The organism is Streptomyces sp. NPDC053665, from assembly GCF_055585285.1.
Window position 1 is genome coordinate 98,737 of sequence record NZ_JBVJKK010000006.1, and the last position, 26,341, is coordinate 125,077.

Genomic DNA, 26,341 nt, shown 5'->3' on the forward strand with positions numbered 1-26,341 from the left:
TGCGCCGGGGTTCAGCGCTCGGAGCCGGGGCGGAAGCGCCGGCGCAGCAGGACTCCGCCGGCGAGCAGCGCCGCACTCGCCGCGACGGTCTGGAGGGCGTGGTCCGTGCCCGTGTGGGCCAGGGCGGCCCGGGTGTGGGGGGCGGCGTGCGGGACCGGGGCGGGAGCGGGGAGCGTCCGGGGCCGGGTGGGCGGCTCCGGCTCCGGCTCGGGCTTCGGCGGGCGGGGGCGGTCGGGCCGCGCGGGCGGGCCGTCCGGGGTGTTCACGGACGTGTTCCCGGTGGCGGGGTTGCCGACGCCCACCACGTTCACCGAGTTGCCCGTGACGTTGACCGGCAGGTCGACGGGCAGCTGCACGCCGTTGCCGGAGATCACGCCCGGGGAGTCCTTGGCGGTGCCCCCGGCGGCGGCGCCCTTCGGGCCGTGGTGTCCCTCGTCCACGTCGGCGCAGGCGTTGCCCGCGGCCGGGTTGAGCAGCCCCACCACGTTCACGGTGTTGCCGCACGCGTTCACCGGGACGTGCACCGGGAGCTGGACGGTGTTGCCGGAGACCAGTCCGGGCGATCCGGCGGCGGCGCCGTCCGCCCCGGCGCCTGCGTACGCCGGTGCGGTCATGGCCATCGCGCCCGAGGCGGCGGCGACGGCGATCATGCCGTTTCGGGTGACCCGTTTCATGGGGTGCCTGCCTTCCAGACATCGTCGTCGCGGGCACTCACCCGCACCGGGTAGAACGCCCGCCGCCCGGTCGGAGTTATGGCTGATCGGTCTTTCACTCCATCGAGCGTCCTGCTTGTCGAACTAGCGGTAAAGCCCTTCGTATGCCGCTCGCCGGGCGCAGCCCCGGGCGGCCACGCGTGCGGAGGCGAGGGTTCCGGGGTGCGCTTATCGTGGGCGAGGGCGCCGTTTCCCGGTCCGCTGCGAAGCCCTGCGTCCCTGGAGGCATCCATGCTGCCCAAGCTGTCCACGCGCCCTCCGATACGGCGCTGCGCGGTCACGGCGGCGGCCGGTCTCGCCCTGCTGGGCATCGCACTGCCGGCCGTCGACGCGCCGTCGCCCGGCCTGGCCCGCTTCTACGACCAGAAGGTCGCCTGGTCGAGGTGCGCGGGCGTGGAGATGCCGAAGGATCTGCAGTGCGGCAAGGTCACCGTTCCGCTCGACTACGCGCACCCCGGCAAGGGCACGCTCGACCTCGCCGTCGCCCGCTACCGTGCCACGGGCGATTCCCGCGGCTCGGTGCTGCTGAACTTCGGCGGCCCGGGCGGTCAGGGCGTGGCCCAACTGGCCATGGGCGGCAAGGACTTCATGGGCCTGACGGACGGCTACGACGTGGTCTCCTTCGACCCCCGCGGGGTCGGCCGCTCCTCACCGGTCAGCTGCGGGAACGCCCCCGACGCCCTGGCCGCGGCGGACGAGGCCGCCGACGGGGGCGACGCCCGCGTCGTGCTCGAGGAACTGCGCGCCGCCGCGGCCGCGTGCGCCGAGCACTCCGGCCCGGTCCTGCCCCACATCGGCACGGTGAACGCGGCCCGCGACCTCGACGTCATGCGCGCCGCCCTCGGCGACGGCAAGCTGAACTACCTCGGCTTCTCCTACGGCAGCCGGCTCGGGGCCGTGTACGCGGCGGAGTTCCCCGGCAAGGTCGGCAGGATCGTGCTGGACGGCGTCGACACCCTGACCGAGCCGCTGGCCGAGCAGGGCGTGGTGAGCGCACAGGGACAGCAGACCGCTCTGGAGAACTTCCTCACCTGGTGCACCGAGGACATCGCCTGCCCCTTCGGCCGCAACCCCCGCGAGGCCCGGGAACGGGTCGTTCAGGTGGTGAAGGCGCTGGACAGGGACCCGGTGCCGACGGACTTCGGCGAGGCGTTCTCCGGGCAGGACTTCGCCGGCGCCCTCGGGCAGGGCCTCTACAGCCGTGCGCTGTGGCCCTCGCTCCAGCGGGCCCTGTCGCAGTTGCTGGAGGAGGGCGACACCCGGGGCCTGGAGGCCTTCCTGTCCGGAGGGTTCGCCACCACCCCGGGGCGGGCTCCGCACGCCGGGCTGACCGACCCGCAGGACGTCCCCATGGACAACCTGCCGGCGGCGCTGATGGCGGTCAACTGCGCGGACGACCCCGACCGCCCGGCCGCCGCGCAGGTCACGCGTGATCTCGACCGGCTGCGCGCCCGCTACGAGGAGGCCTCGCCCGTCTTCGGCCGGTACCGGCTGACCCAGGTGCTGATGTGCTACGGCCGCCCCAAGGGCACCGACTACATCCGCGAGAAGGTGAAGGACGTCGACGGTCCGCGGATGCTGCTCGTCGGCACCCGGGGCGATCCGGCCACGCCGTATCGGTGGACGGTGGAGACGGCGAAGCGCCTCGGCTCCTCGGCCGTGGTGCTGGACAACCGGGGCGAGGGACACACCGGCTACGGCTCCTCCACGTGCGTGCAGCGCAAGGTCGACGCCTTCCTGCTCTACGGCACCCTGCCGCCGGACGGCAGCTCCTGCGGCTCCGACCACGACGCGGAGTGAGGACGTCCGGGCAGCACCGAGCCGTCGAACACAGGGCCGTCGAACATGTGCCGCAGCACTGCGCGGGTGACCCGACGGGTCGTCAAACCCCCTGTGTACGCTACGACTTGGGATCGCCGGGGGCACCCGGGGCGCCTACCTCCGAGTAACCCGGTGAGACGGTGGCATATGCCAGAAGCACCACCGTATCGTGTGGTGCCAAATCCCTTACAGGCCGTCGCGGGCTGTGCAACAGTCGTAACGGTCCCTCCGTCCGCCTTGGTCGTACCGTCCCCGCATCGGAGTCCGTCATGCCGTCCCACCTCTCCGCGGACCGCCCCGCCGCCCAGCCGCCCGGCCGCGGCTCGGTCGACGCGCTGATATCGCAGACGCGGCGGCTCAAGGGCGATGTGGACGCGGTGCGCCGGGACGCGGCGGGTGACGAGCCCGACCACCCCCGGGGCCGCTGGCAGCGGGCGCTGTACGACCTGGCCCTGCACCAGCTCGACGACCTCGACGAGCACCTGGCCCAGTTGCGCGACGGCCCGCCGCCCACGACGGCGGCGACTGAGCCGGCGCCGGGGGGCTCGCTGCTCAGCCGGGTCGGCAGCGCGGAGTGGAACCTGCTGACGGACGAGGCCAGTTGGTCGGAGGAGCTCTACCGGATCCTGGGCCGCGACCCCGCCGCCGCCCCGCTGACCCTCGATGAACTGCCGTCGGTCGTGCTGGACGAGGACCGGCCGGGACTGACGGCGATGGTCACCAACTGCCTCGTGGACGCCCGGCCCATCGACGGCGAGTTCCGCATCGCCCGCCGGGACGGGGACGTGCGCACCGTGCACATGATGGGCGAACCGGTGCTCGACACCGACGGGAGCACGGCTTCGATGTGGGCCGTGCTGCGCGACGTCAGTGAACTGCGCCGCAGTGAGCGGGCGGTGAGCGAGACCCGTGACTCGCTGCACCGCCGGCGGGAGGCCGCGCGCAGCGAGCAGCGGCTCGCGGCCGAGCTGCAGGAGGCCGCGCTGCCGCCCTGGCGCGGCTCCCTGCGGCTTCCGCACCGCGTCCCCGGCGTGCTCGACCTCGCCGCCCGCCGCCTGCCGGCGTCCACACGGACGCCGATCGGCGGCGACTGGTACGACGCGCTCGAACTGAGCGACGGGGACACGCTGCTGAGCGTCGGCGACCTCACCGGCCAGGGCGTGGCCGTCACGTCGAACATGACCATGCTGCTGGGCGCCGTGCGCGGCATGGCGATGGCCGGGGCCGGCCCCGCCCAGGTGATGGGCTGGCTGAACCAGTTACTCGACGCCACGGTGCAGCCCGCCCTCGGCAGCGCCGTCTGCTGCCGCTACCGGCCCGGCACGCGCACCCTGGTGTGGGCGCAGGCCGGGCACCCCGCCCCCCTGCTGTTCCGCGGCGGGACGGGGCGCGTGCTGGACGCCCCGGACGGCGTCCTGCTGGGCGCCACCTCCGGGCCGGTCTACGGGCAGGCCGAGGAGGTGCTGCAGGCGGGTGACCTGCTGCTCCTGCACACCGACGGGCTGGTGCCCGGCCACACCGGCGCGGCGGCCGCGCACCGACTCCTCGGCCTGGCGCCGCGCCTGACCGGCGACCGCACCGCGGAGGACTGCGTGCAGACGGTCGTCGAGGAGTTCGGCACGCACGAGCGGGAGGACAACGCCTGCCTGCTCGCCGTCAGACTGACGGGCGAGGCCTAGGAACCGGCGACCCTTCAGGCCGGGGCGCGGCCGGTTCCCCTGCTCTTGGTCCTGGGCAGGGCCAGCTTGATCTCCTCCCGCAGTTCCTGGACCTTCGGGGACCCCGAGTACTGTGCGGTGAGCCGGTACATCTCGCGCAACCGGTCCCAGGTGCGGTGCGAGGAGTTGGACCCCATCGACACCAGGGCCAGCCGCGCGTAGCGGTCGGCCTGTTCCGGGTCGTCCGCGATGAAGCAGGCGGACGCCATCGACAGATAGTCGAAGATCTTCGACCGCTGACGGCCGTCGACGCGCAGGGCCAGCGCCTTCTCGGCGTAGTGCTGGGCGTGCACGGCCGCACCGGGCTCGAACTCGGCCAGCGTCCGGTAGGCCAGGGCCTGCATGCCGTACAGGTCCTCCTCCTTGAAGGTCTGCATCCAGTCCGGGGGCGGGGCGTCGGCCCGGTCGGAGACGAACAGGTCCTCCGCGCGGCCCAGAGTGCGGCGCATGGCCTGCCCCTTGCCGAGGGCGGCCTGCGCCCACGCCTCCACGGTGCAGAGCATCGCCCGGGTGCGCGGCAGCACCTCGTCGCCCGAGCCGGACGTGGCGAGCTTCATCAGGTGCAGGGCGTCGTCCGGCTTGCCCAGGTGCACCATCTGGCGGGCCGCGCGGGAGAGCGCCTCGCCCGCGCGGGGCCGGTCCCCGCCCTCCCGGGCGGCGTGCGCGGCGATGACGAAGTACTTCTGCGCCGTGGGCTCCAGGCCCACGTCGTGGGACATCCAGCCGGCGAGGACGGCGAGGTTGGCGGCCACGCCCCACAGGCGCCGCTGCAGATGGGGCGGGTGGCGGTAGGCGAGCATGCCGCCCACCTCGTTGAGCTGGCCCACCACCGCCTTGCGCTGGAGCCCGCCGCCACGGGCGGCGTCCCAGGCGCGGAACACCTCGACGGAGCGCTCCAGTTCCTCGATCTCCTGCGACCCGATGGGGGCGGCCTCGTAGCGGTCGAACCCAGCGGGGTCGGCGTGCAGGGAGTGGTCGGGGTGGGGGGTGCCGGCCGTCAGGGCAGGGTCGGTGTGCAGCCAGTCGTACATGGCGCTGCTGAGTGCGGATCCCGCGGCGAGCGCGGCGCCCGCGCCCACCAAGCCGCGTCGGTTGAGCATGAGGTCCATTCCCGTGAATTCGGTGAGGACCGCGGCGGTTCGCTCGGGCGCCCACGGCACACCGTCGGGAGAGTCCGCACTCCCGCCGCCCTGCCGTTTCCCCGCGCGCCCGTGCCTGACCAGACCGAGGTCCTCGATGGTCACGACACGGCCGAGACGCTCGGTGAACAGAGCCGCCAGCACCCGCGGCACCGGATCGCGCGGGATCTCTCCCGTGTCGATCCACCGCCGCACCCGGGAGGTGTCGGTCGCCAGCTGGGGATGGCCCATGGCCGCCGCCTGCCGGTTGACCAGCCTCGCGAGTTCGCCCTTGGACCAGCCGGCCAGGCCGAACAGGTCCGCGAGCCGGGTGTTGGGTTGTCCGCTCACGTCAAGCCCCCAGGTTCTCGGCTGAGTTGACAGTAGCCCCGCCGGAGTTGCCGGGCGACTATTCGCCAGGGTTCGCCAGGGTGCGCCAGATGGTGTGCCACGGGCCATCCGGTGTCAGGTAGGAACGCGCCACCCCGACCCGGTCGCCCCAGGGGCATTCCCCAGGGTGATCCCGGGCTCCGGGCCGGGTGGTGCGCTGTCGTCGCAGGCACACGAAGGGATCTGTCTCGCCCATGTACGCAGCATCGTCCTCCGTGTCCGCACCGCCCCGGTCGCTCCACCCGCGTCCCGCGGACAGCGGCCCCTACCTCGCCCCCGCGCGGCCGGCGACCCCCGTGCTCGGCGCGGGCCGGGCCCGGCGCGGCGCGGTCCTCGGCACCCAACCGCTCAGCGGGAGACTCGACTTGTCCGGCCCCCAGGGGGCGCAGCTGCGCACGGCCATCGCGTCGGTGCACCGCATCTGCCCGGAGTTCAGCCCGGTGCAGGTGCTGCGCCGCAGCGGCCGGTCCGTGCTGCTGGTCGGCACGACCGGCCGCAGCTCCGCCGTCGCCAAGTGCTTACTGGACCACTCCCCCGCCTGGTCCGAGCGGATCCGCCACGAGATAGCGGCATACCGCTCGTTCGTCCGGCACCGCCCTCCGGTGCGGGCGCCGAGGCTGGTCGCGGCGGACCCGGACAACTGCACCCTGGTGATCGAGCGGATGCCCGGGCGGGTGGCGGCCCTCCAGCGTCACCCGGTCGAGGCGCCGCCGCGCGCGGACATCAGAGCGGCTCTCGGCGCGATCTGCCGGCTGAACGCCTGGCGGCCGCCGGCGGGCACGTTCGACGCCCCGCTGGACTACGCGGCCCGTATCGCGCGCTACCACGAGCTGGGTCTGCTCACCGACCGCGACCTGGGCGACCTGCAGAAGCTGCTGCACGGCATCGCCCAGGCCTCCGGACGGCAGGGCATGGGCCAGTTCTGCCACGGCGACGCGCTGCTGTCGAACATCCTCCTGTCACCGGCCGGTCCCGTGCTGGTGGACTGGGAGCACGCGGGCTGGTACCTGCCGGGCTACGACCTGGCGACGCTGTGGTCGGTGCTCGGGGACGCACCGGTCGCCCGCCGTCAGATCAGCCAGATCGCGCAGTCGGCGGGCCCGGCGTCCCGGGACGCCTTCCTGGTGAACCTGATGCTGGTGCTGACCCGCGAGATCCGCACCTGTGAGACGGCCGTGCAGCGCTCCCTGCACGAGACGGCCCCGGCGGCACCGGGGGCGGCGGCCCACCCGGGTGCTGCGCCGTCCGGCGAGGAGCAGAGGCTGCTGCTGCGGCGGCTGCACGACGACTGCCAGCTGGCCCGCCGGGCCGTGCGCGCGGCGGTCGGCACGCGCTGACGGGGACGGAAGGGCCGCTGTGCGCCGGTCGGCGCGCAGCGGCCCTTCTCGTGCGTGCGGGGGCTCGTTCAGCCCTGCTGGACGTTCAGCCCTGCTGGAACAGCTCCGCGGGCAGCGGCTTGAGCAGCGCGTACAGGTCGTCCGTGATGGGGCGGTCCCAGGCGGCGATGGTCACCAGGACGTTGTCGCTGCGGTCGAACTGCACACAGGAGATCCGGCTCTCGGAGAGCTTCACGCGCCGGACGATCAGGAGGTTGTCGCCCTGCATCACCGGGACGTCCTCGGTGTCGACGACCGTGACCTCCTCGTCGTTCTCCAGCGCGAGCAGCAGCTGGGCCACCTCGAAGGGGACCTCGCCCTCGGGAACCTCGCGGGCCGGTGATCCCTCGGGCAGATTGCCGATGATCATCGCGGGGCCGCGGCCGCCGAACAGGTCGTAGCGCAGGAAGACGCCCTGGCAGGTGCCGTCGGGCGCGGGGAGCAGTCCCGCGCCCAGGTTGCCGGGCCAGTCGCCCGGGTCCATGGCCAGGACGTCGAAGTCGGGCCCGGCGGGCGTGGCGCTGCGGCGGCGGAGGAACGACATGTCGCCCATGGTACGTGTCCGGGCCTGCGATGCGCCGGGCGGGCGGCGGACGGATGGGCCCCGGCCGCCGCCGCACGCGGCCGCGCCGCGCTCAGTCCTCGGCGGGGGCGGGCGGCACCACCGCGACGGGGCTCGCGGCGTGCAGCAGGACGGCCTGGGTGACCGAGCCCACCATGCGGGCCGGTGCCGTCAGCCGCCGCCGGTGCCGGCCCACGACGACGAGGTCGGCGTCCGCGGAGGCGTCGACCAGGTGACCGGCCGCGTCACCGGCCGCGGCGACCGTCTCGACCTCGACCTCGGGATGCCGCTCGCGGTACGGGGCGAGGAAGCCGTCGGCCAGGACGCGGGCCTCGTCCTCGATGCGGTTCTGCTCGACGATCGGCGGGGGCAGTTCCCCGGGCATCATCCAGGGCTGCGCCGGCCACGGGTATGCGGCGACGGCCCGGAGGCGGGCGCCGCGCCGGGCGGCCTCCGTGAAGGCGAACTCCAGGGTGGCCTCGTCGGGGCCGTCCACCTTCAGTCCGACGACCACGCGCGAGCGCGGGCCGGACCCCGCGTCGCCGGGCGCCTCGCGTCCGGGCCGGGGCACCACGACGACCGGGCATGCGGCGTCACGGGCGACGGCCATGCTGGTGGAGCCGAGCAGCAGACTGGCGAAGCCGCCGCGGCCCCGGGAGCCGAGCACCAGCAGCTGCGCCTCGGCGCCCAGTTCGGGCAGGACGACGCCGATGGCGCCCTCCAGGGCCGGTGCAGCGCGTGTCCGGCGGGCCGGGGCGTCCTTCGAGGTGGGCGCGGACGCGGTCGAGGACGGGGTCGTCCTGCGGATCCGCCGGGCCCGCGGTGAGGACGTCGGGCTGGGCCCAGTGCGCGTACTGGCGGACATGGACCACGCGCAGGGGCGCCGCACGCCGGCGTGCGGCGTCGACGGCCCAGTCGAGGGCGCGCAGGCTGTCGTCCGAACCGTCGACCGCCGCGACGACCGGCAGGGTGCTCATGGGTTCCTCACCTTCCGGGATACGACCGTCCCTCCCGGTGCCGGGCCGACGTGCGCGGCGGCTCCGGGAGGATGCCTCAGGTCTCGTGTCCGCGATCGCCGCGGGAACACCCCCGGACCGGCCGCCGCCGGCGCCCGCTAGGTGAGGTCGAACTCGCCCTCCCGGGCTCCCGAGACGAACGCGCCCCATTCGTCGGGCGTGAAGATCAGGGAGGGGCTCTCGGGCCGGGCGCTGTTGCGCATGGCGATGAAGCCTTCGACGAAGGCGATCTGCACATCTCCCCGGCCGCGGCTGCTGGACTGCCAGTGTGCGTTGCTGAGGTCCAGGTCCGGCTTGTCCCAGCCCGTGAACGGGCGCTGCTGGGTGGTGGTCTCGGGCACGTCCGTGCTCCTCCCCATTTCGTCGTCCGCGGCCAGCCTAGCGACCGGGCCCCACCGCCGACAGGGCACGTGAGGGGGACCTTTCCGCGGTGGCGATTGAACTGGAGGTGACGTCCGGACGTACTGGTGGGGGCAGGCCCGCGCGAGGGCTCTGTTCGCCATGCCTTTGCACCTCTGCACGACCGCACGGAAGGACCACCGGGTGTCGCCTTTCACTCGCTCCCGCCCTCAGCCGGACCCGGCCGCGAGCGGAACGGAACCGGACGACGACGGCACCGGGCCGGCACCCGGCCGGATCCCGGCCCCGGACCCGTCTCCGGCCCCGGGGGAGGACGCTCCCGGCGAGGACGGGAGCGGCGGTACGGCGGACTCCGGGGCCGCCGGGGACGGGCGGCGGCCCGGCTGGCTCGGCCGGCGTCATCCCCGGGCCGCTCGGTGGACCTCGCTCGCGATCACCGTCCTGGCCGGCGTGCTCGTGCTGTTCGCGTTGCTCGTGCCCAACCGGATCGAGCGGCTGGAGTTCACGTCGTTCGTCCGGATCCCCGCCGAGGGCGTGCTGCTGGCCGGGCTGCTGCTCGCACTGCCGCCGAGGCCGCGGCGGATCACGGCCGTCGTGACGGGGGTGCTGCTGGGGCTGCTGACCGTCCTGAAGTTCCTGGACATGGGGTTCTACCAGGTCCTGGCGCGGCCGTTCGACCTGGTCCTGGACTGGATCCTGCTCGACGACGCGACGGACTTCCTGCGGGAGTCGTTCGGCCGCACCGGCCAGGTCCTGGCGGTGACCGCCGTGGTCGTGCTGTTCGTCGCGCTGCTGGTGCTGACGACGCTGGCGGTGGTGCGGCTGACGAACCTGATGGTGCGGCACCGGCAGACCGCCGGCCGGACCGTGCTCGTCCTGGGCACGGCGTGGATGACCTGCATGACGCTGGGCCTGCAGATCGGCACCGTGCCGATCGCCACGAAGGGCAACGCGGACTTCGTCGGCAACCGTGTCGAACAGGTCCGGGCGGGGCTGCGGGACGCGCGGGTGTTCCGTCAGCAGGCCGCCGTGGACGCCTTCGCCGAGACCCCGCCGGACCGGTTGCTGACGGGACTGCGGGGCAAGGACGTCCTGTTCACCTTCATCGAGAGCTACGGCCGGGTGGCGATCGACGATCCGGCGATGGCCGCGCAGACCGGCGCCGTCCTCGAGGAGGGCACGGCCGGGCTGAAGTCCGCCGGGTTCGCCTCGCGCAGCGGCTGGCTGCGCTCGCCGGTGACGGGCGCGGGCAGCTGGCTCGCCCACTCGACGTTCCTGTCCGGACTGTGGATCAAGAACCAGCAGCGCTACCGCAGTCTGACCACCAGCGACCGCATGACGCTGACCAAGTACTTCGGCAGGACGGGCGCCTGGCGGACCGTCGGCATCGTGCCGGGCGTGCGGCGGGCCTGGCCGGAGGGGAAGTTCTTCGGCCTGGACCACATCTACGACTCCGAGCACCTCGGCTACCACGGCCCCTATTTCAGCTGGACGCCGGTGCCCGACCAGTTCAGCATGGAGGCCTTCCAGCGCCTGGAGCACGGGAAGAAGGACCGCGAGCCGATCATGGCGGAGATCATCCTGGCCTCCAGTCACAACCCCTGGTCCCCCGTGGCGCACATGATCGACTGGGAGGACCTCGGCGACGGCTCGGTGTTCCACCGGATCAAGAAGGAGGGCACCGACCCGAAGGAGGTCTGGAAGGACCCGGAGAAGGTGCGCGCCGAGTACCGCAAGGCCATCGCGTACTCGATCCGCAGCCTGACCGAGTGGATGCGGCGCTACGGCGACGAGGACACGGTCCTGGTCTTCCTCGGCGACCACCAGCCGGTGCCGACCGTCCTCGCCGGGGACACCGGCAGGGACGTGCCGATCAGCATCGTCGCCAAGGACAGCAAGGTCCTGGACCGCATGGCCGACTGGGGGTGGACCGACGGCCTCAAGCCGGCGAAGGACGCGCCCCGCTGGGGCATGGACCGGTTCCGCGACCGCTTCATGACGGCCTACGGCCCCCAGCCGTGACCGGGCCGTCCGGCCGACGGCCCGACCGCGTGCCCCGCGGTCGGCCGGCGTGCGGCCGGCCGGCGCGCGGTCAGGCGAAGAAGGCGGACACGCGGCCGGTGAACCACTCCGGGTCGTCGAGCCACGGGTAGTGCCCCGCGCCCGGCTGCACCACGCACTCGGCGTGCGGGAAGACCCCGGCGGTCCGGCGGGCGAGGCCGGGGGCCGGTCCGCCGTCGGCCTCGCCCGCCAGGACGAGCACCGGGGCGGCCAGGAGGGCCAGTGCGCCGCGCGTCGCCTCCGGGTCGTAGGCGCCGTCACCGCCGTAGGCGTCGGCCGCCTCGTCGTTGGTCTCGGCCTCCTCGCGGCCGGCATGGGCCCGGGCGGTGTCGTCCCAGCGTCCGTGGAAGAACGGTACGAACACCGCGTCGAAGTCGCCCGAACCGTCGAGCCAGGCCTCGAACGCCGGGAACGCCTCCGCGAACCAGGGTTCCGCGGCCCTCAGCCGGGCCGCGGAACGCCGGTCGTCGGCCGTCGCGGGCCACCCCAGGGCCCAGGGAGTGGCGGTGACCAGCGCCAGCCGTGCGACCCGCTGCGGATACCGGGCCGCGTAGAGCATGGCGAGACTCCCGCCCGCCGAGTGCGCGAGCAGGTCCATCCGCTCCAGGCCCAGGTGGAGCCGCAGCGCCTCGACGTCGTCGACGAGCCGGTCGCAGCGGTACGTCGCCGGGTCCGCCGGGGTCTGCGACTCCCCCGTACCGCGCAGGTCGAGCAGCACCAGCTGCCGGTGGGCGTCCAGCCCGCCGAGGTTCCCCAGGTAGGCGGAGGCCCGCATGGGGCCGCCCGGCAGCACGACCAGCGGCTCTCCTTCGCCGAGCCGGTGGAAGGCGAGTCTGGTCCCGTCCGGGGCGTCGAAGATCGGCATGGCGTGGATCCTCGCGCCCGGGGCGGGTCCGGCACAAGCGGGCCGGCCGGCCGCTCTACCGCTTGCCGAGGTCGTCCCGGAGCAGGCGTTTGAGGATCTTTCCGCTGGCGTTGCGCGGGAGTTCGTCGACGAACACCACCCGTTTCGGCGCCTTGTAGGGGGTGAGCCGCTCGCGGACGTGGTCGATGAGCTCCGCCTCGGTGACCTGTCCGTGCGGGACGACGACGGCTGTGACGGCCTCGATCCACCGCTCGTCGGGCAGGCCGACGACCGCGGCCTCGGCGACCTGCGGATGGGTGTACAGGGCGTCCTCGACCTGGCGGGACGCGATGACGACACCACCGGAGTTGATGACGTCCTTCACCCGGTCGACGATGGTGAAGTAGCCGTGGGCGTCGCGCACCGCGAGGTCGCCGGAGCGGAACCAGCCGTCGCGGAAGGCCTCGGCGGTCTCCTCGGGCTTGTCCCAGTAGCCCTCGCACAGTTGCGGGGAGCGGTAGACGATCTCGCCGGGGGTGCCGTCGGGCACGTCCTTGCCGTCCTCGTCGACCACCCTGGCATCGACGAACAGCACGGGCCGCCCGCAGGAGTCCATGCGGCCCTTGTGCTCATCGGGTGCGAGGACGGTGGCCAGCGGGCCGATCTCGCTCTGTCCGAAGCAGTTGTAGAAGGCCAGGCCCGGCAGGCGCTCCCGCAGCCGTTCGAGCACCGGCACCGGCATGATCGACGCGCCGTAGTAGGCCTTGCGCAGGCCGCTCAGGTCGCGGGTGGCGAAGTCGGGGCGGTGGGACAGGGCGATCCACACGGTGGGCGGGGCGAACAGGCTGTCCACCCGGTCCGTCTCGATCAGGTCGAACAGCCGGTCGCCGTCCGGTGCGTCGAGGATGATGTTCGTCGCGCCGACGGCCAGGTACGGCAGCAGGAAGACGTGCATCTGGGCCGAGTGGTACAGCGGCAGCGCGTGCGCGGGGCGGTCGCCCGCGCGGAGATCGAGCGCGGTGATGGCGCTCAGGTACTCGTGCACCAGGGCCCGGTGCGTCATCATCGCGCCCTTGGGCAGGGCCGTCGTGCCGGACGTGTACAGCAGTTGCACGAGGTCCTCGCCGCGCGGCTCGGGACCGTCGTACACGGGTACCCCCTCCAGCCGGACGAGCAGCGAGCCGTCGGCGTCGCGCAGGGGCAGCGCCGGTGGCCCGCCGGGGAGCCGGGCGGCCAGGTCCGGGTCGGTGAGGACGAGCGAACTGCCCGACTGGGAGACGATGTAGGCCAGATCGTCGCCGGTGAGGTTCTGGTTGACCGGGACGTGCACGAGGCCGGCGCGGGCGCAGGCCAGGAAGGCGATCAGGTAGGCGTCGGAGTTGTGGCCGTAGGCGCCGACCCGGTCGCCCGGGGACAGTCCGAGGCCGAGCAGCACGCTCGCCGCGCGGGAGACGGCGGTGTCCAGTTCCCGGTAGGTCCAGGTGCGCTCGCCGTACTCCACGGCGACGCGGGCGGGGGTGCGCCGGGCGCTGCGCCGCAGGAGTCCGTCGACCGTGCTGTCGTGTCCGGGCGGGGTCGTCGCGGGCGTCGTCATGACGACGATCCTCGGTTCGGCCCGGCAGCGGGTCAAGCAGGTGCACCGGCGGCCCGCCACCTCTCCCCCGTCTGATCGCTCGTCAGCGAGCCCCGCGCCGAGGGGGCGTGCCCGGCGCCGTCCTCCGGTTCGCGGGTGGGTGCGGCGGACATACTCCGGGGGACAGCGTGACGGTCGAGGCGAAGGGATGCGCGGTGACCCACGAGGCGGCAAGCGGCGGACCGACCCGGCGTCAACTGGCCAGGGCGGGGATGGCTTTGGGCGGAGCCCTCGCCCTGGCGCCCCTGCCCGCCGGACCGGCGGCGGCCGCGCCCGCGGCGCGGGACCGGCGTCCCACCCTGCGGCACGGCTCGGCCGCACGGGCGGGGCTGCTCCCCTCCCATCTGCGCCGGCTCGTCACCGACGCCGAGGCGTTCCTCGGCCCTTCCCCCGTGCACCCCTGGTACGCCGGCGCCGTGCTGCTCGCCGGGCGCGGCGGCACGGTCGCCCTGCACCGGCCCCTCGGCATGGCGGTGCGCTACCGGGCCTACGACGAGAAGACCGACACGGGCGTGGAGTTCCCGCCCGGCGAGCAGATCCCCATGGCCGCGGACACCGTCTTCGACCTGGCGTCGGTGTCGAAGCTGTTCACCTCGATCCTGGCCGTGCAGCAGATCGAGCGGGGCGCGCTGGGGCTGGAGGCGAAGGTCGCCTCGTATCTGCCGGACTTCGGGCGGGCGGGCAAGCAGGACATCACCGTCCGGCAACTGCTGACGCACACCTCGGGGTTCCGCGCGTGGATCCCGCTGTACGGCGCGCCGACGCACGAGGCGAGACTCGAACTCGTCTGGAACGAGGCGCCGGTCGCCGCGCCGGGCACGGCGTACCTCTACTCGGACCTGAACCTCATCTCGCTGCAACTGGTGCTGGAGCGGATCACGGGCCGCTCCCTGGACACCCTGCTGCGCGAGGAGGTCACCGCGCCGCTCGGGCTGCGCCGCACGCGCTACAACCCGCCCGCCTCGTGGCGGCCGCGGATCGCGGCCACCGAGGACGCCCGCAAGCCCTGGTCGGGGCTGGACCGGGGTCTGGTGTGGGGCGAGGTGCACGACGAGAACGCCTACGCGCTGGGCGGGGTCGCGGGTCACGCGGGTGTGTTCTCCGACGCGTGGGACCTCGCGGTGCTCGGCCGGACCCTGCTCAACGGCGGTGTGTACGGGCGCCGCCGGATCCTGTCGCCGGAGTCGGTGGAGCTGATGTTCACCGACTTCAACACCGCGTTCCCCGGTGACGAGCACGGCCTCGGATTCGAGCTCTACCAGCACTGGTACATGGGCGCGATGGCCACCCCGCGCACGGCCGGGCACACCGGTTTCACCGGCACCTCGCTGGTGCTCGACCCGACGACGGACTCGTTCCTGGTGGTGCTCGGCAACTCCGTTCATCCGGTGCGCAGTTGGCGTTCGGGGTCGGCTCCGCGGGTGGCCGCCGCGAACCATCTGGCACGGGCGGTGCCGGTCCGGCCGGCCCGGGGCCGCACGGCCTGGTTCTCCGGTACGGCGGTCTCCGCGACGGCGACGCTCACCCTGCCGGCGCTCGACACCTCGCAGGGCCGGGCGCGGCTGCGCTGCGCGCTGTGGTGGGACACGGAGCCGGCCTCCGACGTGCTGGCCCTGGAGGCGTCCACCGACGGCGGTGCCGGCTGGCAGCCGGTGCCCTTCACCACCTCGCGCCCGGGCGAGGAGCCGCGACCGCACCCGGCGGGCACGGTCACGGGCTTCTCGGGCCGGGTCTGGCACCGGCTGACCGCCGAGGTGCCCGCGGCCCGCGGCCTCGTCCTGCGCTGGCGGTACACGACGGACCGGCTCTACGTGGGACGCGGCTGCTACGTGGACGGGCAGCGGGTGGAGTCGGCCGGCGGCGTCCTGTTCGACGAGGCGCGTCCGGCGGACACGGCACGCCTCGAAGCGGTGGGCTGGACGCCCTCGGCCGACTGACGCGGCCGTCCGCTCACTGGTTGAAGACGGCCTTCTGCACCTCGTTGGGGCCGTCGAAGCGGTCTTCCTTCAGGCCGTCGAGGGTGCTGACGACCTTGTCGTCGGCGTGGTTGCTGCGGGCGCGGTCCACCAGGTGCTGCTTGTCCGTGGGGTAGTCCATGCCCTTGAGGGCCTTCTGCAGGTCGGTCGGGCTGAGCTCGGCCATGAGGGGTCTCCCGGGGGTGGTGCGACCGTTCGAGACGGCCGGATGGTCCGTTTCCTTGTGTTTTGTCGGAGTGCCCCGGGACGGCGGAGCGATTCATCCCGTCCGCGTTTCGAGGACCGCCATCGCGGCGTTGTGCCCCGGCACCCCGCTGACGCCGCCGCCGCGCACCGCGCCCGCCCCGCACAGCAGCACGTTGGCGTGCCGGGTCTCCACGCCCCAGCGGCCCGTGCCGTCCTGGGCGAAGGGCCAGCTCAGCTCGCGGTGGAAGATGTTCCCGCCGGGCAGGCCCAGGTCGCGTTCCAGGTCGAGGGGTGTGCGGGCCTCGATGCAGGGCCGGCCGTCGGCGTCGGTGGCCAGGCAGTCCGTGAGGGGCTCGGCGAGATGGGCGTCGAGCTGGGCGAGGGTCGACGCCAGCAGTTCCTCGCGCACCGCGTCGTTGTCCCGCGCGAACAGCCGGGCCGGGGTGTGCAGGCCGAAGAGGGTGAGCGTCTGGCAGCCGCGCTCGGCGAGACCGGGGCCGAGGATGGTCGGGTCGGTCAGGGAGTGGCAGTAGATCTCGGAGGGCGGGGCGGCGGGCACCTCGCCGGCGGCCGCCTGGGCGTGCGCGGTGGCGAGCTGCTCGTAGCCCTCGGCGATGTGGAAGGTCCCGGCGAACGCCTCGCGCGGGTCGACGGAGGTGTCGCGCAGCCGCGGCAGGCGTTCGAGGAGCATGTTGACCTTGAACTGGGCGCCTTCCGCGGGCTCCGGGGGCGTGTCGCCGGTGAGCGCGGCAAGGGCCTGCGGGGAGGCGTTGACCAGGACGTGCCGGGCGGCGACGGCGCCCTCGCCGTCGGCGGTGCGGTAGGCCACCTCGGCCGTGCGGCCGTCGGTGGCGATGCTCAGCACCTCGTGACCGGTGGCGAGGACGGCGCCGGCGGTGCGGGCGGCGTCCGCGAGGGCGTCGGTGAGCGCGCCCATGCCGCCGACGGGCACGTCCCAGTCACCGGTGCCGCCGCCGATCACGTGGTAGAGGAAGCAGCGGTTCTGCTTCAGGGAGGGGTCGTGGGCGTCGGCGAAGGTGCCGATGAGGGCGTCGGTCAGGACGACTCCACGCACCAGGTCGTCCCGGAAGTGCTGCTCGACGGCGACGCCGACGGGCTCCTCGAACAGCGTCCGCCAGGCCCGGTCGTCGTCGAGGACGCGGCGCAGCTCCTCGCGGGTGGGCAGCGGCTCGGTCAGGGTGGGGAAGATCCGCCGCGCCGCGCGGCCGGTCATGCCGTAGAACTCCTGCCAGGAACGGTACTCGCGGTCGGAGCCGGTGAGCCGGGCGAAGGCCTCCCGGGTGCGACGCTCACCGCCCCCGACCAGGAGGCCGGTGGCCCTGCCGTCGCGTTCGGCGGGGGTGTACGAGGAGACGGTGCGGGTGCGGACCCGGAAGTCCAGGCCGAGGTCCCGGACGATCTTTCGGGGCAGCAGGCTGACCAGGTAGGAGTACCGGGACAGCCGGGCGTCGACCCCGGCGAAGGGCCGGGTGGACACCGCCGCCCCGCCGGTGTGGTCCAGCCGTTCCAGAACCAGCACGGAGCGGCCCGCGCGGGCCAGGTAGGCGGCGGCGACCAGGCCGTTGTGGCCGCCGCCGACGATGACGGCGTCGTAGGTCCGGTGGGCGCGGGGTGCCTCGGGTGCGGTCATGGTTCTTCGTAACACGGGGTGATCGTCGTCGGCCAGACGGCCGCCGGACCGGTCACTGACCGGCCGGCGTCCGCTGGTCCCGCAGGGCCGCCACCCTGCGGTACAGGCCGGCCGCCTCGTCGGCGCGGCCCAGGCGTTCCAGGCAGTGCGCCTCGTCCCTGCGGGCGGCCAGGGTCTCGGGGTGGTCCGGCCCGAGCAGGCTCTCCCGGGCGGCGGCCACACGCCGGTAGGCGGTGAGCGCGTCCGCCCAGCGGCCCAGCCGGCCCCGGGCCGCGGCCACCTCGCGGTGGCTGAGCAGGGTGTCCGGGTGGTCCGGGCCGAGGACGTGTGCGCGTTCGGCGGCGACGGCCCGGTGCACCTCCTCGGCCTCCGCCCAGCGGCCGAGCCGGCCGAGGCTCAGGCCCGCCTCGTGCCGGGCGGCAAGAGCGGTCACGGCTTCCGGGGACGGGGTGGGCCGCTCCTCGGGGACCGGATCACCGGTGCCGGTGGCGGGGCCGGGCGCGGGGCGTGCGATCCACTCGCCGGACAGGGCGGCCGCCGGGTCGGGCCGCGGGGTGCGCGACACGGCGCCGGCCGCCCTGCGTCCGCCGGTCATGCCGTGGGCCCAGGACGGCATCCGGCCCGCCGGCGCCGGTCCACCGGGAGCCGGGAAGGGTACGGCGGTGCCGGACGCGGGGACCGGGGCGGGGCGGTGGGCGGTGATCCGCCACGCCAGTTCCCGTGCGTCGCCCGGTCTGTCCTCGGGGTCCTTGGCCAGGAGGTCCAGGATCACCCGCTCCAGGAACACCGGCAGCCCGGGCCGGAGTTCGCGCGGCGGACGGGGCGGGGTGTCGCGGTGGCCGACGAGGATCGCCCAGGCGTCCTCGAGGTCGAACGGCGGTACACCGGTGGCGAGTTCGTACAGCACGCAGCCGAACGAGTAGAGGTCGCTGCGCTCGTCGACGTCGGTGCCGCCGATCTGCTCGGGGGACATGTAGAGCGGGGTGCCCATGGCGATGCCGGTGCCGGTCAGCCGGGAGGTGAAGCCGATGTCGTGGCCGAGGCGGGCGATGCCGAAGTCGCAGATCTTCACCGTGCCGTCGCCGAGCCGCACGATGTTGGCGGGCTTCAGATCACGGTGCACGATGGCCTGTTCATGGCAGTACGCCAGGGCGGCGGCGACCTGTGCGGCGATCTCCACGATGTCGGCCACCGGCAGCGGGTGATTGCGGTGGCCCGCGAGCAACTCGCTGAGGTTGTGGCCCTCCAGCAGCTCCATCACCAGGTACAGGACGCCCTCGGACTCCCCGAAGTCGTGCACCACGGTGATGCCCCGGTGCTGCAGCGCGGCGGCCACCCGGGCCTCGCGGCGGAACCGCTCCCGCACGACGCGGGTGAAGGCGCGGTCGTGGTTGGCGCCCAGCGGCTTCAGGCACTTGACCGCGACGTGCCGGCCCAGCGACTCGTCGCGGGCCCGCCACACCTCTCCCATGGCGCCGCGCCCGATCAGCTCCAACTGCCGGTACCGGCCCTGGATGAGCCTGCTCTCCCCCATGTCGCGCGACGCTCCCCCCGGTAGCCGTTCGCCCGCCCCCTGGCCCCTTCAGTATGGCGGCCCGCCGTCCGCGTGTGTACGGGGCGGGCCGGGGGTGCGCGCCGAACCCGCCGCGGACCGCGGGATGTGCCGGGCGCGAGTCTGCCGGTGTGGCCGCCGCCCGCCCCTGGCGTGCGGTCAGGCGAGCGTGGCGAGGAACTCCGTGCAGGCCCGCGCGCAGGCGCGGCAGGCCGCCGCCGAGTCCTCGGCGCCCGGCTGCCGGTCGAAGACGTGCGCGGCCTCCAGGCACACCGTCCGGCACCACTCGACCTGGACCCGGATGGTGTTCTCGTCCACCTGGTTCTGCTCGGACAGCACACGGCAGGTCGCGTCGCAGACCTCCGCGCACATGATGCCCTTGCGCCGTACGAGTTCCTGGTTCTCGGTGCCGTCGGGATCCACGAGGCTCGCGCGCAGCGCGCAGGCCCGAGCGCACTCGGTGCACGCCTGAGCGCAGGCGAACCGGTCCTCCAGGAACCGGAACAGCTCCTGCTGGGATGTCGTCGAAGTCACGCAGCGCGGGTAGCCGCGCCCGGCGCCGGTCAAACCCGGTACGGAGGCACGGGGTGAGCCTGGTTCGCGGCGCGCGGCAGGGGGTACCCGCGTGCCATGGATAGCGCATGGATGGAGATGGCCGCGGGGCGTGGCGCCCTGGGCATCGGGCTGGTCGTGGCGGGTGTGGTGGTCGTGGCCCTGCTGCTGGGGGCCTTCGTCCTCGGCTTCCGCGGCAAGCGCAGGGAACTGCCCACACCGCGCCCGGAGGAGCAGCCGCGTCTGCCCGAGGGCGGTCCGGTCCGGGAGACGCAGGAGCGCCGGGAGCCCGACGAGATGCCGCGCAGCGACGAGCGCCTGACGCCGCACGAACTGAAGACGAACGGCCGGCAGAGCGACCGGACGAGTGCCGCGCAGGAGCGCCCGCGCTGGAACGAGGGCGGCAGCGGAGGGTTCGGCAGCGGCGGCCCCGGAGCCCGCTGAGCCGCCCCCCTTCCCGCGAGACCGGCGTCCGGTCGGGGAACCGACGAAGGGCCCGTGCCTGGAGCACGGGCCCTTTCGCATGCCCGGCACCCTCCGGCCGCAGTGGCGTGGATCACAGCCTCGGGGTGCAGCGCGGCGGAGGGTCCAGCGTCTTTCCACAGGTGTAGGAGGCCACACAGACGCGGGACGGTGAGGATGGAGCAGGTTCGGGCGGACGGCTTCGACGAGTTCGCGGCCGCCCGTTGGTCGGCGCTGCTCCATGTCGCGCGTCTGCTCACGGGGGGCGATCGGCAGCGGGCCGAGGACTTGGTGCAGGAGGCCCTGGTGAAGCTCTGGTTCGCCTGGCCGAAGGTCGCCGAGCAGGCTCCGGAGGCCTATGTGCGCACGGTGCTCGTGCGGCTCGCGGCGCGCTCGGCCAGGCGCCGCTGGTGGGGCGAGCGCCCGGTGGACCAACTGCCCGACCGGGCCGACCCCGGCGACATGTCGTCGGCCGTCGCGGAACGCTCGCGGCTGGAGGCGGCGCTGGCCCGGCTGTCACCGAAGCAGCGGGCCGCGGTGGTGCTGCGCTACTACGAGGACCTGCCCGAGACACAGGTCGCCCAGGCGCTGGGCTGCCCGGTGGGCACCGCGCGGTCCCACGCCTCCCGCGGAGTCGCCCGGCTCCGCCTGCTTCTGTCCGACGCCGTCCGGCCCGTGGGGTGAGAGGAGTGGAGATGGACGACTTCGAGCGGGACCTGTCACGCCTGATGCGCGACACCCGGCAGCACGCCCCCTACGAGCCCGAGCACCGGCAGCGGCTGCACGCCGGCATCCGGGCCCGCCGCCGGTCCAGGATGCTGTGGAAGGCGGGCGGTTCGGCCGTCGCGGTGGCCGGGCTCAGCGTGGGGCTCGCCCTGCTGCCCCAGATGGGCAGCCGCGCCCAGCCCGCCGAACCCCGGCCGCAGCGCACGACCAGCCCGGCGCCCACCGTCGAACCGTCGCCCACGACCGACGCGCCCGGACCGAGCGTCACCCCGACCCGGCCCGAGTCCACCGCCCCCGCGACGACGGCGGGCAGCGACGCCCCGCAGGCCGGCACGACCATGCCGGTAGACCCGACCCCGACCCGTACGGTCGCCGAGAGCCACGCCGCGTCGGGCCCACCGGACACCGCGCCGCCCTCCTCGCCCTCCGGCACCGTCCCGCCGTCCGTCCCGGAGTCGCGCACCCCCTCCGCCTCGTCCTCCGTCGAGTAGCCGCCCGCACGGCCCGTCCCGCCGGGGCACCCCGCCCCGAACCGTCATCCCGCCACCCGCCACGGGCGCCTTCGGCCTGCCCGGAAACCGGCGCGCCCGCCGCGGCCCCGCGCCAGAAAGCGACCGTGAGACCCCATGAGAACCGCACGGCGGCCTGTCCCGGCCGCCCGCCCGGCCCCCGAGCCGTCCGCGCTGCCGCGCCGGGCTCCCCTGCCCGCGCACCACCCCGAGCCGGTGCTCGACGTGGTCGTGCCCGTGCACAACGAGGAGCACGATCTGGAACGGTGCGTCCGGCGGCTGCACGCGCACCTGGGCGAGACGTTCCCCTACCCGTTCCGCATCACCGTCGCCGACAACGCCAGCACCGACGCCACGCCCCGCATCGCCGCGCGGCTGGCCGCCGAGCTGCCCGGCACCCGCTGGATCCGGCTGGCCGAGAAGGGGCGCGGCCGTGCGCTGCACACCGCCTGGTCGCGGTCGGGTGCGCCGGTGCTGGCCTACCTCGACGTGGATCTGTCCACCGACCTCGCCGCCCTGCTGCCGCTGGTGGCGCCGCTCATCTCCGGGCACTCCGACATCGCCATCGGCACGCGGCTGGCGCGCGGCGCCCACGTCGTGCGCGGGCCGAAGCGGGAGATCATATCCCGCTGCTACAACGGCCTGCTGCGCGGCACGCTCGCGGTGGGCTTCTCCGACGCGCAGTGCGGGTTCAAGGCGGTGCGGCGCGACGTCGCCGAGCGGCTGCTGCCGCTGGTCCGGGACCGCGAGTGGTTCTTCGACACCGAGCTGCTGGTCATCGCCGAACGCGCGGGGCTGCGGATCCACGAGGTGCCGGTGGACTGGGTGGACGATCCCGACAGCCGGGTGCACATCGTGTCCACGGCGCTGGCCGACCTGCGGGGCATGGCCCGGCTCGGCCGGGCGCTGGCCTGCGGCCGGCTGCCGCTGACCGCGCTCCGCCGCAACGGCGGCGACCTCGCCGGGAGGCTGCCGGCGGACCTGGCCCGGCAGGCCGTGCGCTTCGCCGCCGTCGGCCTGGCCAGCACCCTGTGCCACCTGCTGCTCTACACGGCCCTGCGACCGGCGGCGGGCGCGCAGACCGCCAACTCCCTCGCCCTGCTCGTCAGCGCGGTCGCCAACACGGCCGCGAACCGGCGGCTCACGTTCGGCGTGCGGGGCCGCGGCGGCGCGCTGCGCCACCACCTCAAGGGCCTCGGGGCGTTCGTCGTCGCCCTGGTCCTCACCGGCGGCTCCCTGGCCGTCCTGCACCGTGCAGCGCCCGGGTCGGGCCACCGCGTCGAACTCCTGACGCTGATCGCCGCCAACCTGGCCGCGACCCTACTGCGCTTCCTCCTCCTCCGGGCCTGGGTCTTCCCCACCCGGCCCGCCCGCCGTACGACAGGACCCGCATGACCACCGCCGAGCTGCACCGGCCGCCGTCCGGCGGTGGAGCGCCCGAAGTCCCGGACATCGGTGGCAGGTTCCGCTCACGGCTGCGGGCCGCAGCGGTCCGCCACGGCCCCGTGCTGCTGACCTACGGCGTGCTGAAGCTGGCCGGATTCGCCGTCTTCCTGTGGCTGCTGGACTCCACGGGGGACTTCCGCCGGAAGAATCCGCGCTTCGGCGGTGGTGAACACGCCTGGGACGTCCTGGCCAGCTGGGACGGCTGGTGGTACCAGCAGATCGCCCTGCACGGCTACGACCCCGCCCTGAAACCCATCACGGGCGCGACCGGCCTGATCACGCTGGAGGGGAACTCGGCGGCGTTCTTCCCGCTGTACCCGGCACTGATGCGGCTCGTCTCGGAGGTCACCGGCCTCGGTCCGTACGGCGCCGGCATGACCGTCTCCGTGGTCGCCTCCTTCGTCGCCGCGCTCGGCATCCACGCGGTCACGCGCCGGTTGGGCGGGCACCGGGCCGGTCTGGTCGCGGCCGGGCTGTGGGCGGTCTGGCCCGGATCAGGGACCGAGTGGTCGGGCTACTCGGAGTCCCTCTACACGGCGCTGGCCGCGTGGTCCTGCCACGCCGTCATGACCCGCCGCTGGCTCACCGCCGGTCTGCTGACCTGCGCCGCCGGGCTGTGCCGGCCCACCGCCGCCGCGCTGGTCGCCGCGCTCGCCGTCGCCGTCGTGCTGTCCCTGCGGCGGCGCGAGGACGGGATCCGCCGCCCGCTGGCCGCGCTGGCCGTCGCCCCGCTGGGCCTGCTGGGCTACCTGGGCTGGGTCAATCACCGCATGGGGGACGTCAACGGCTACTCCGAACTCCAGGAAGGCGCCTGGGCCCACACGTTCGACTGGGGCGCGCATACGGTCGACGTGCTGACCTCCGTGCCCGTCGGGCGCTTCGACTACCTCTTCGCGATGCCCTTCGAGGACGTCATCGGTGTGTGCGTGGTGCTCATGGTGCCGGTGCTGACGGTCCTGCTGCTGCGTCTGCGGCCGCCCGCGGTCCTGGTGGTGTACACGGTGCTGTCGTACCTGATGGTGATGTCGACCCAGCAGTACTTCGGGAACGTCTCGCGCTACCTCCTGCCGCTCTTCCCGCTGTTCGTCCCCCCGGCGCTGGCGATGCGCCGGCTCGGACGGCCGTCCCTGGCCGCGGTCCTCGGCACCGCCGCCCTGGCCTCCGGTTCCTACGCGGGATACGTGCTGTTCGAGCTGGGCGTGCCGTGACCCGGCGCGGAAGCGGGCGCGCGGGCGGGCGCAACGGCGTGACCTGGCGGCATACTGATCCCGCGCCGTGCCACGACCGGGCAGATCGGCGCGGAGGGGATGAGGTGGCGTGACCGCGGAAGGAACGGGTGGGCGGGGGACGTCCGGCGAGCCGGACGGCCTCCCGGCGCTCACCGACGAGGTGTGGCTGAGCTTTCTCGGGGACAGCGAGTCGGCCATACGGGCCACCGCGCCGAGGGAGCCCTCCGCACGGGAGCGGGCGGAGGGCGTGCGGCCCGAACCGCCGCAGTCCGTGGGCGAACTGTGGCAGCCGGACGACCCGCGGGTCCGCGTGGCCTGGCGGGACCTGGACCACCGCGCGAGGGTGCGGCGCGCCGGACGGTTCGCGGCGACCGCGGCCGCCGTGGCCCTGGCCCTCGGGGCCTGGTCGCAGCTGTCCACGGGCGCGGGCACGGACGGCCGGCGGGAGGAGGGCACCGTGCAGCAGGTGGGCGCCGAGCTCTCCACGGCCACTCCGCTGCCCTCGGGTACGCCCGCCTTGGACGCACCCCGATAGCACGCGCAGGACGGGTGCGGTCCGGCCCCGCCGCTTAGGATGACCTCACCGGCCGGATCCGGGCGTCTCCCCGGGCACGGCCCCCGCCGGCGAGCCGACCGGGACGCGCACGCCGACCCGAAGGGGACAGCCATGAGCGCGCCACGCCTCAGCAGTACGCCGTTGCCGGGCATAGGCGTGCGCTACGACCTGACGACCCGGGACAGCCGCCGCCTGTCGGTGGTCGCCCACCGCGACGGCCACCGCACCCTCAGCGCCTACCGGGAGGACGACCCGGACGCCTGCGACCTGTCGGTGCGGCTGACGGCCGACGAGGCGGCCACCCTCATCGACGCGCTGATGCCGGCCCACCACACACCCAACCTGCTCTCCACCACCGACCTCGGACTCGTCGCCGAGCGAATAGAACTGCCCGGTGCCTCGCACTGGAACGGGCGGCTGCTGGGCGAGTCCCGGATCCGCACCGACACCGGCGCGTCCGTCGTGGCGGTGCTGCGCCGGGCGGACGCCGTCCCCTCCCCCGCCCCGGACTTCCGGCTGGCCGGCGGCGACATCCTCATCGTCATCGGCACCCGCGAGGGTGTGGAGGCGGCCGCCGCGATCCTCGGGCGGGAGTGACCCGCCGTGCACGACTCCGCGGTGTTCCTGATCGAGTTCGGGTGCCTCATCCTCGGGCTCGGACTGCTCGGCCGGATCGCCGGGCGCTTCCGCTTCTCACCGATCCCGCTGTACCTGCTGGCCGGGCTGGCCTTCGGCAAGGGCGGTCTGCTGCCGCTGGGCGCGAGCGAGGACTTCGTGGCCATCGGCGCGGAGATCGGCGTCATCCTGCTGCTGCTCATGCTGGGCCTGGAGTACACGGCGGCCGACCTCGTCACCAATCTGCGCACCCACTACGCGGCCGGGCTGGCCGACGCCGTCCTCAACGCCCTGCCGGGGGCCGTGCTGGCCCTGCTGCTGGGCTGGGGCCCGGTCGCCGCCGTGGTCCTGGCCGGGGTCACCTGGGTGTCGTCCTCCGGCGTCATCGCCAAGGTCCTCGGGGACCTGGGCCGGCTCGGCAACCGCGAGACGCCGGCCATCCTGAGCATCCTCGTCCTGGAGGACCTCTCCATGGCGGTCTACCTGCCCATCGTCACGGCCCTGCTGGCCGGGGTGGGCCTGGCCGCCGGCGGTGTGACCCTCGCCATCGCCCTGGGGGTGGCGTCCCTGGTCCTCGTCCTGGCGGTGCGCTTCGGCCGCCACGTGTCCCGCTTCGTCTCCAGCGACGACCCCGAGAAACTGCTGCTGGTCGTCCTGGGGGTGACGCTGGTGGTGTCCGGGGTGGCCCAGCAGTTGCAGGTGTCGGCCGCGGTGGGCGCCTTCCTGGTGGGCATCGCGCTGTCCGGGGAGGTGGCCGAGGGGGCGACGAGCCTGCTCGCGCCGTTGCGGGACCTGTTCGCCGCGGTGTTCTTCGTCTTCTTCGGTCTGCACACCGACCCGGCCAGCATCCCGCCGGTGCTGCTGCCGGCCCTCGCCCTGGCGGCGGTCACGGCGGCGACGAAGATCGCCACCGGTTACTGGGCGGCGCGCCGGGCCGGGGTCGGCCGCAAGGGGCGCTGGCGGGCCGGCGGCACGCTCGTCGCCCGCGGGGAGTTCTCCATCGTCATCGCCGGTCTCGCCGTCACCTCGGGCATCGAGCCCTCCCTCGGCCCGCTCGCCACGGCGTACGTGCTCATCCTGGTCCTGCTCGGTCCGCTGACCGCGCGCTGGACCGAGCCCCTGGCCACCCGTCTGAGCGACCGCCGGGGCCGCCGGAGGCGGACCGGGCGGACACCGCCGGCTCCCCCCGGGGACCACGAGACGATCGAGGGGCGGGACGCGGTCGGGCGGGCCTGACGCGAGCCCGGCGGCCACGGTGCGGGACGGGGT

General features: G+C 74.3%; 22 protein-coding genes and 2 pseudogenes. 13 read left to right on the top strand and 11 right to left on the bottom strand.

Translation table 11 applies throughout. The features are described from left to right. Positions 1 to 11 precede the first annotated feature (11 nt). The gene (locus ACZ6ZN_RS23680) at positions 12 to 674 is read right to left on the bottom strand and encodes a chaplin (RefSeq protein WP_469649156.1); all 663 of its coding nucleotides are present in this window, start codon (positions 672 to 674) and stop codon (positions 12 to 14) included. A 270-nt stretch (positions 675 to 944) separates the two neighbouring features. On the opposite strand from ACZ6ZN_RS23680, the gene ACZ6ZN_RS23685 reads away from it, so the two are divergent. Continuing rightward, positions 945 to 2,513, top strand: coding sequence for an alpha/beta hydrolase (locus ACZ6ZN_RS23685; protein ID WP_451880091.1), 1,569 nt, complete (start codon positions 945 to 947; stop codon positions 2,511 to 2,513). A 290-nt stretch (positions 2,514 to 2,803) separates the two neighbouring features. Next, positions 2,804 to 4,213, top strand: coding sequence for a PP2C family protein-serine/threonine phosphatase (locus tag ACZ6ZN_RS23690; RefSeq protein ID WP_469649160.1), 1,410 nt, complete (start codon positions 2,804 to 2,806; stop codon positions 4,211 to 4,213). A 14-nt stretch (positions 4,214 to 4,227) separates the two neighbouring features. On the opposite strand, the gene ACZ6ZN_RS23695 is transcribed toward ACZ6ZN_RS23690, so the two are convergent. Next, a complete protein-coding gene (locus ACZ6ZN_RS23695; protein ID WP_469649163.1) occupies positions 4,228 to 5,721 on the bottom strand; it encodes a DNA-binding protein NsdB in 1,494 nt (497 codons plus the stop codon). Between the two features lie 233 nt (positions 5,722 to 5,954). On the opposite strand from ACZ6ZN_RS23695, the gene ACZ6ZN_RS23700 reads away from it, so the two are divergent. Beyond that, positions 5,955 to 7,097, top strand: a complete 1,143-nt coding sequence (locus tag ACZ6ZN_RS23700) for an aminoglycoside phosphotransferase family protein (protein ID WP_451880094.1) — start codon at positions 5,955 to 5,957, stop codon at positions 7,095 to 7,097. An 85-nt stretch (positions 7,098 to 7,182) separates the two neighbouring features. Here ACZ6ZN_RS23700 and ACZ6ZN_RS23705 read toward each other — a convergent pair whose 3' ends face one another. The 3 genes and pseudogenes from ACZ6ZN_RS23705 to ACZ6ZN_RS23715 form a co-directional block, all read right to left on the bottom strand. Further along, positions 7,183 to 7,680: a hypothetical protein gene (locus ACZ6ZN_RS23705; protein WP_333930152.1), complete on the bottom strand. Its 498-nt coding sequence runs from the start codon at positions 7,678 to 7,680 to the stop codon at positions 7,183 to 7,185. A 91-nt stretch (positions 7,681 to 7,771) separates the two neighbouring features. Beyond that, positions 7,772 to 8,675 (bottom strand): annotated as a pseudogene (locus ACZ6ZN_RS23710) (universal stress protein). A gap of 137 nt (positions 8,676 to 8,812) precedes the next feature. Beyond that, the gene (locus ACZ6ZN_RS23715; protein ID WP_369194108.1) at positions 8,813 to 9,055 is read right to left on the bottom strand and encodes a DUF397 domain-containing protein; all 243 of its coding nucleotides are present in this window, start codon (positions 9,053 to 9,055) and stop codon (positions 8,813 to 8,815) included. Between the two features lie 202 nt (positions 9,056 to 9,257). Here ACZ6ZN_RS23715 and ACZ6ZN_RS23720 point away from each other — a divergent pair, with 202 nt between their 5' ends. Then, positions 9,258 to 11,096: an alkaline phosphatase family protein gene (locus tag ACZ6ZN_RS23720; protein ID WP_469649165.1), complete on the top strand. Its 1,839-nt coding sequence runs from the start codon at positions 9,258 to 9,260 to the stop codon at positions 11,094 to 11,096. 70 nt (positions 11,097 to 11,166) lie between these two features. On the opposite strand, the gene ACZ6ZN_RS23725 is transcribed toward ACZ6ZN_RS23720, so the two are convergent. Further along, positions 11,167 to 12,000 (bottom strand): alpha/beta fold hydrolase, encoded by an 834-nt coding sequence (locus ACZ6ZN_RS23725; protein ID WP_469649168.1) that lies wholly within the window; start codon positions 11,998 to 12,000, stop codon positions 11,167 to 11,169. A 55-nt stretch (positions 12,001 to 12,055) separates the two neighbouring features. Then, on the bottom strand, positions 12,056 to 13,573 hold the full coding sequence (locus tag ACZ6ZN_RS23730) for an acyl-CoA synthetase (protein ID WP_469649171.1): 1,518 nt from the start codon (positions 13,571 to 13,573) through the stop codon (positions 12,056 to 12,058). A 251-nt stretch (positions 13,574 to 13,824) separates the two neighbouring features. Here ACZ6ZN_RS23730 and ACZ6ZN_RS23735 point away from each other — a divergent pair, with 251 nt between their 5' ends. Further along, positions 13,825 to 15,549: a serine hydrolase domain-containing protein gene (locus ACZ6ZN_RS23735; protein ID WP_469649830.1), complete on the top strand. Its 1,725-nt coding sequence runs from the start codon at positions 13,825 to 13,827 to the stop codon at positions 15,547 to 15,549. Positions 15,550 to 15,562: 13 nt separating this feature from the next. On the opposite strand, the gene ACZ6ZN_RS23740 is transcribed toward ACZ6ZN_RS23735, so the two are convergent. The 4 genes and pseudogenes from ACZ6ZN_RS23740 to ACZ6ZN_RS23755 all read right to left on the bottom strand — a co-directional run bounded on the left by ACZ6ZN_RS23740 (position 15,563) and on the right by ACZ6ZN_RS23755 (position 19,511). After that, a complete protein-coding gene (locus ACZ6ZN_RS23740; RefSeq protein WP_398108323.1) occupies positions 15,563 to 15,754 on the bottom strand; it encodes a DUF2795 domain-containing protein in 192 nt (63 codons plus the stop codon). 93 nt (positions 15,755 to 15,847) lie between these two features. After that, complete coding sequence (locus tag ACZ6ZN_RS23745; RefSeq protein WP_469649175.1) at positions 15,848 to 17,425, bottom strand: phytoene desaturase family protein; 1,578 nt, start codon at positions 17,423 to 17,425, stop codon at positions 15,848 to 15,850. Between the two features lie 73 nt (positions 17,426 to 17,498). Then, positions 17,499 to 18,959: pseudogene (locus ACZ6ZN_RS23750) on the bottom strand (serine/threonine-protein kinase); the annotation flags it as partial. 177 nt (positions 18,960 to 19,136) lie between these two features. Then, positions 19,137 to 19,511: a four-helix bundle copper-binding protein gene (locus tag ACZ6ZN_RS23755; RefSeq protein WP_451878636.1), complete on the bottom strand. Its 375-nt coding sequence runs from the start codon at positions 19,509 to 19,511 to the stop codon at positions 19,137 to 19,139. Positions 19,512 to 19,607: 96 nt separating this feature from the next. On the opposite strand from ACZ6ZN_RS23755, the gene ACZ6ZN_RS23760 reads away from it, so the two are divergent. The 8 genes from ACZ6ZN_RS23760 (at position 19,608) to ACZ6ZN_RS23795 (ending at position 26,308) form a co-directional block, all read left to right on the top strand. Beyond that, entirely contained in the window at positions 19,608 to 19,973 is a 366-nt protein-coding gene (locus ACZ6ZN_RS23760) for a DUF6479 family protein (protein ID WP_469649178.1), read from the top strand. 195 nt (positions 19,974 to 20,168) lie between these two features. Further along, positions 20,169 to 20,675, top strand: a complete 507-nt coding sequence (locus ACZ6ZN_RS23765) for a SigE family RNA polymerase sigma factor (protein ID WP_469649180.1) — start codon at positions 20,169 to 20,171, stop codon at positions 20,673 to 20,675. 11 nt (positions 20,676 to 20,686) lie between these two features. Next, on the top strand, positions 20,687 to 21,208 hold the full coding sequence (locus ACZ6ZN_RS23770; protein WP_451878638.1) for a cellulase: 522 nt from the start codon (positions 20,687 to 20,689) through the stop codon (positions 21,206 to 21,208). A gap of 135 nt (positions 21,209 to 21,343) precedes the next feature. After that, entirely contained in the window at positions 21,344 to 22,621 is a 1,278-nt protein-coding gene (locus ACZ6ZN_RS23775) for a bifunctional glycosyltransferase family 2/GtrA family protein (RefSeq protein ID WP_451878639.1), read from the top strand. Further along, the gene (locus tag ACZ6ZN_RS23780; RefSeq protein ID WP_469649183.1) at positions 22,618 to 23,880 is read left to right on the top strand and encodes a glycosyltransferase family 39 protein; all 1,263 of its coding nucleotides are present in this window, start codon (positions 22,618 to 22,620) and stop codon (positions 23,878 to 23,880) included. The genes ACZ6ZN_RS23775 and ACZ6ZN_RS23780 overlap by 4 nt, the downstream gene beginning before the upstream one ends. A gap of 109 nt (positions 23,881 to 23,989) precedes the next feature. Beyond that, entirely contained in the window at positions 23,990 to 24,436 is a 447-nt protein-coding gene (locus ACZ6ZN_RS23785; protein WP_469649186.1) for a hypothetical protein, read from the top strand. A 132-nt stretch (positions 24,437 to 24,568) separates the two neighbouring features. After that, the gene (locus tag ACZ6ZN_RS23790) at positions 24,569 to 25,054 is read left to right on the top strand and encodes a cation:proton antiporter regulatory subunit (protein ID WP_398108331.1); all 486 of its coding nucleotides are present in this window, start codon (positions 24,569 to 24,571) and stop codon (positions 25,052 to 25,054) included. Between the two features lie 6 nt (positions 25,055 to 25,060). Next, on the top strand, positions 25,061 to 26,308 hold the full coding sequence (locus tag ACZ6ZN_RS23795; RefSeq protein ID WP_469649188.1) for a cation:proton antiporter: 1,248 nt from the start codon (positions 25,061 to 25,063) through the stop codon (positions 26,306 to 26,308). Positions 26,309 to 26,341: the final 33 nt, after the last annotated feature.

Bases quoted from the DNA above. Each gene is read 5' to 3' on its own strand.
- ACZ6ZN_RS23680 (WP_469649156.1), bottom strand. From the start codon at position 674: ATGAAACGGGTCACCCGAAACGGCATGATCGCCGTCGCCGCCGCCTCG.
- ACZ6ZN_RS23685 (WP_451880091.1), top strand. From the start codon at position 945: ATGCTGCCCAAGCTGTCCACGCGCCCTCCGATACGGCGCTGCGCGGTC.
- ACZ6ZN_RS23690 (WP_469649160.1), top strand. From the start codon at position 2,804: ATGCCGTCCCACCTCTCCGCGGACCGCCCCGCCGCCCAGCCGCCCGGC.
- ACZ6ZN_RS23700 (WP_451880094.1), top strand. From the start codon at position 5,955: ATGTACGCAGCATCGTCCTCCGTGTCCGCACCGCCCCGGTCGCTCCAC.
- ACZ6ZN_RS23705 (WP_333930152.1), bottom strand. From the start codon at position 7,680: ATGTCGTTCCTCCGCCGCCGCAGCGCCACGCCCGCCGGGCCCGACTTC.
- ACZ6ZN_RS23725 (WP_469649168.1), bottom strand. From the start codon at position 12,000: ATGCCGATCTTCGACGCCCCGGACGGGACCAGACTCGCCTTCCACCGG.
- ACZ6ZN_RS23730 (WP_469649171.1), bottom strand. From the start codon at position 13,573: ATGACGACGCCCGCGACGACCCCGCCCGGACACGACAGCACGGTCGAC.
- ACZ6ZN_RS23735 (WP_469649830.1), top strand. From the start codon at position 13,825: ATGGCTTTGGGCGGAGCCCTCGCCCTGGCGCCCCTGCCCGCCGGACCG.
- ACZ6ZN_RS23740 (WP_398108323.1), bottom strand. From the start codon at position 15,754: ATGGCCGAGCTCAGCCCGACCGACCTGCAGAAGGCCCTCAAGGGCATG.
- ACZ6ZN_RS23745 (WP_469649175.1), bottom strand. From the start codon at position 17,425: ATGACCGCACCCGAGGCACCCCGCGCCCACCGGACCTACGACGCCGTC.
- ACZ6ZN_RS23760 (WP_469649178.1), top strand. From the start codon at position 19,608: ATGGATAGCGCATGGATGGAGATGGCCGCGGGGCGTGGCGCCCTGGGC.
- ACZ6ZN_RS23765 (WP_469649180.1), top strand. From the start codon at position 20,169: ATGGAGCAGGTTCGGGCGGACGGCTTCGACGAGTTCGCGGCCGCCCGT.
- ACZ6ZN_RS23770 (WP_451878638.1), top strand. From the start codon at position 20,687: ATGGACGACTTCGAGCGGGACCTGTCACGCCTGATGCGCGACACCCGG.
- ACZ6ZN_RS23775 (WP_451878639.1), top strand. From the start codon at position 21,344: ATGAGAACCGCACGGCGGCCTGTCCCGGCCGCCCGCCCGGCCCCCGAG.
- ACZ6ZN_RS23780 (WP_469649183.1), top strand. From the start codon at position 22,618: ATGACCACCGCCGAGCTGCACCGGCCGCCGTCCGGCGGTGGAGCGCCC.
- ACZ6ZN_RS23790 (WP_398108331.1), top strand. From the start codon at position 24,569: ATGAGCGCGCCACGCCTCAGCAGTACGCCGTTGCCGGGCATAGGCGTG.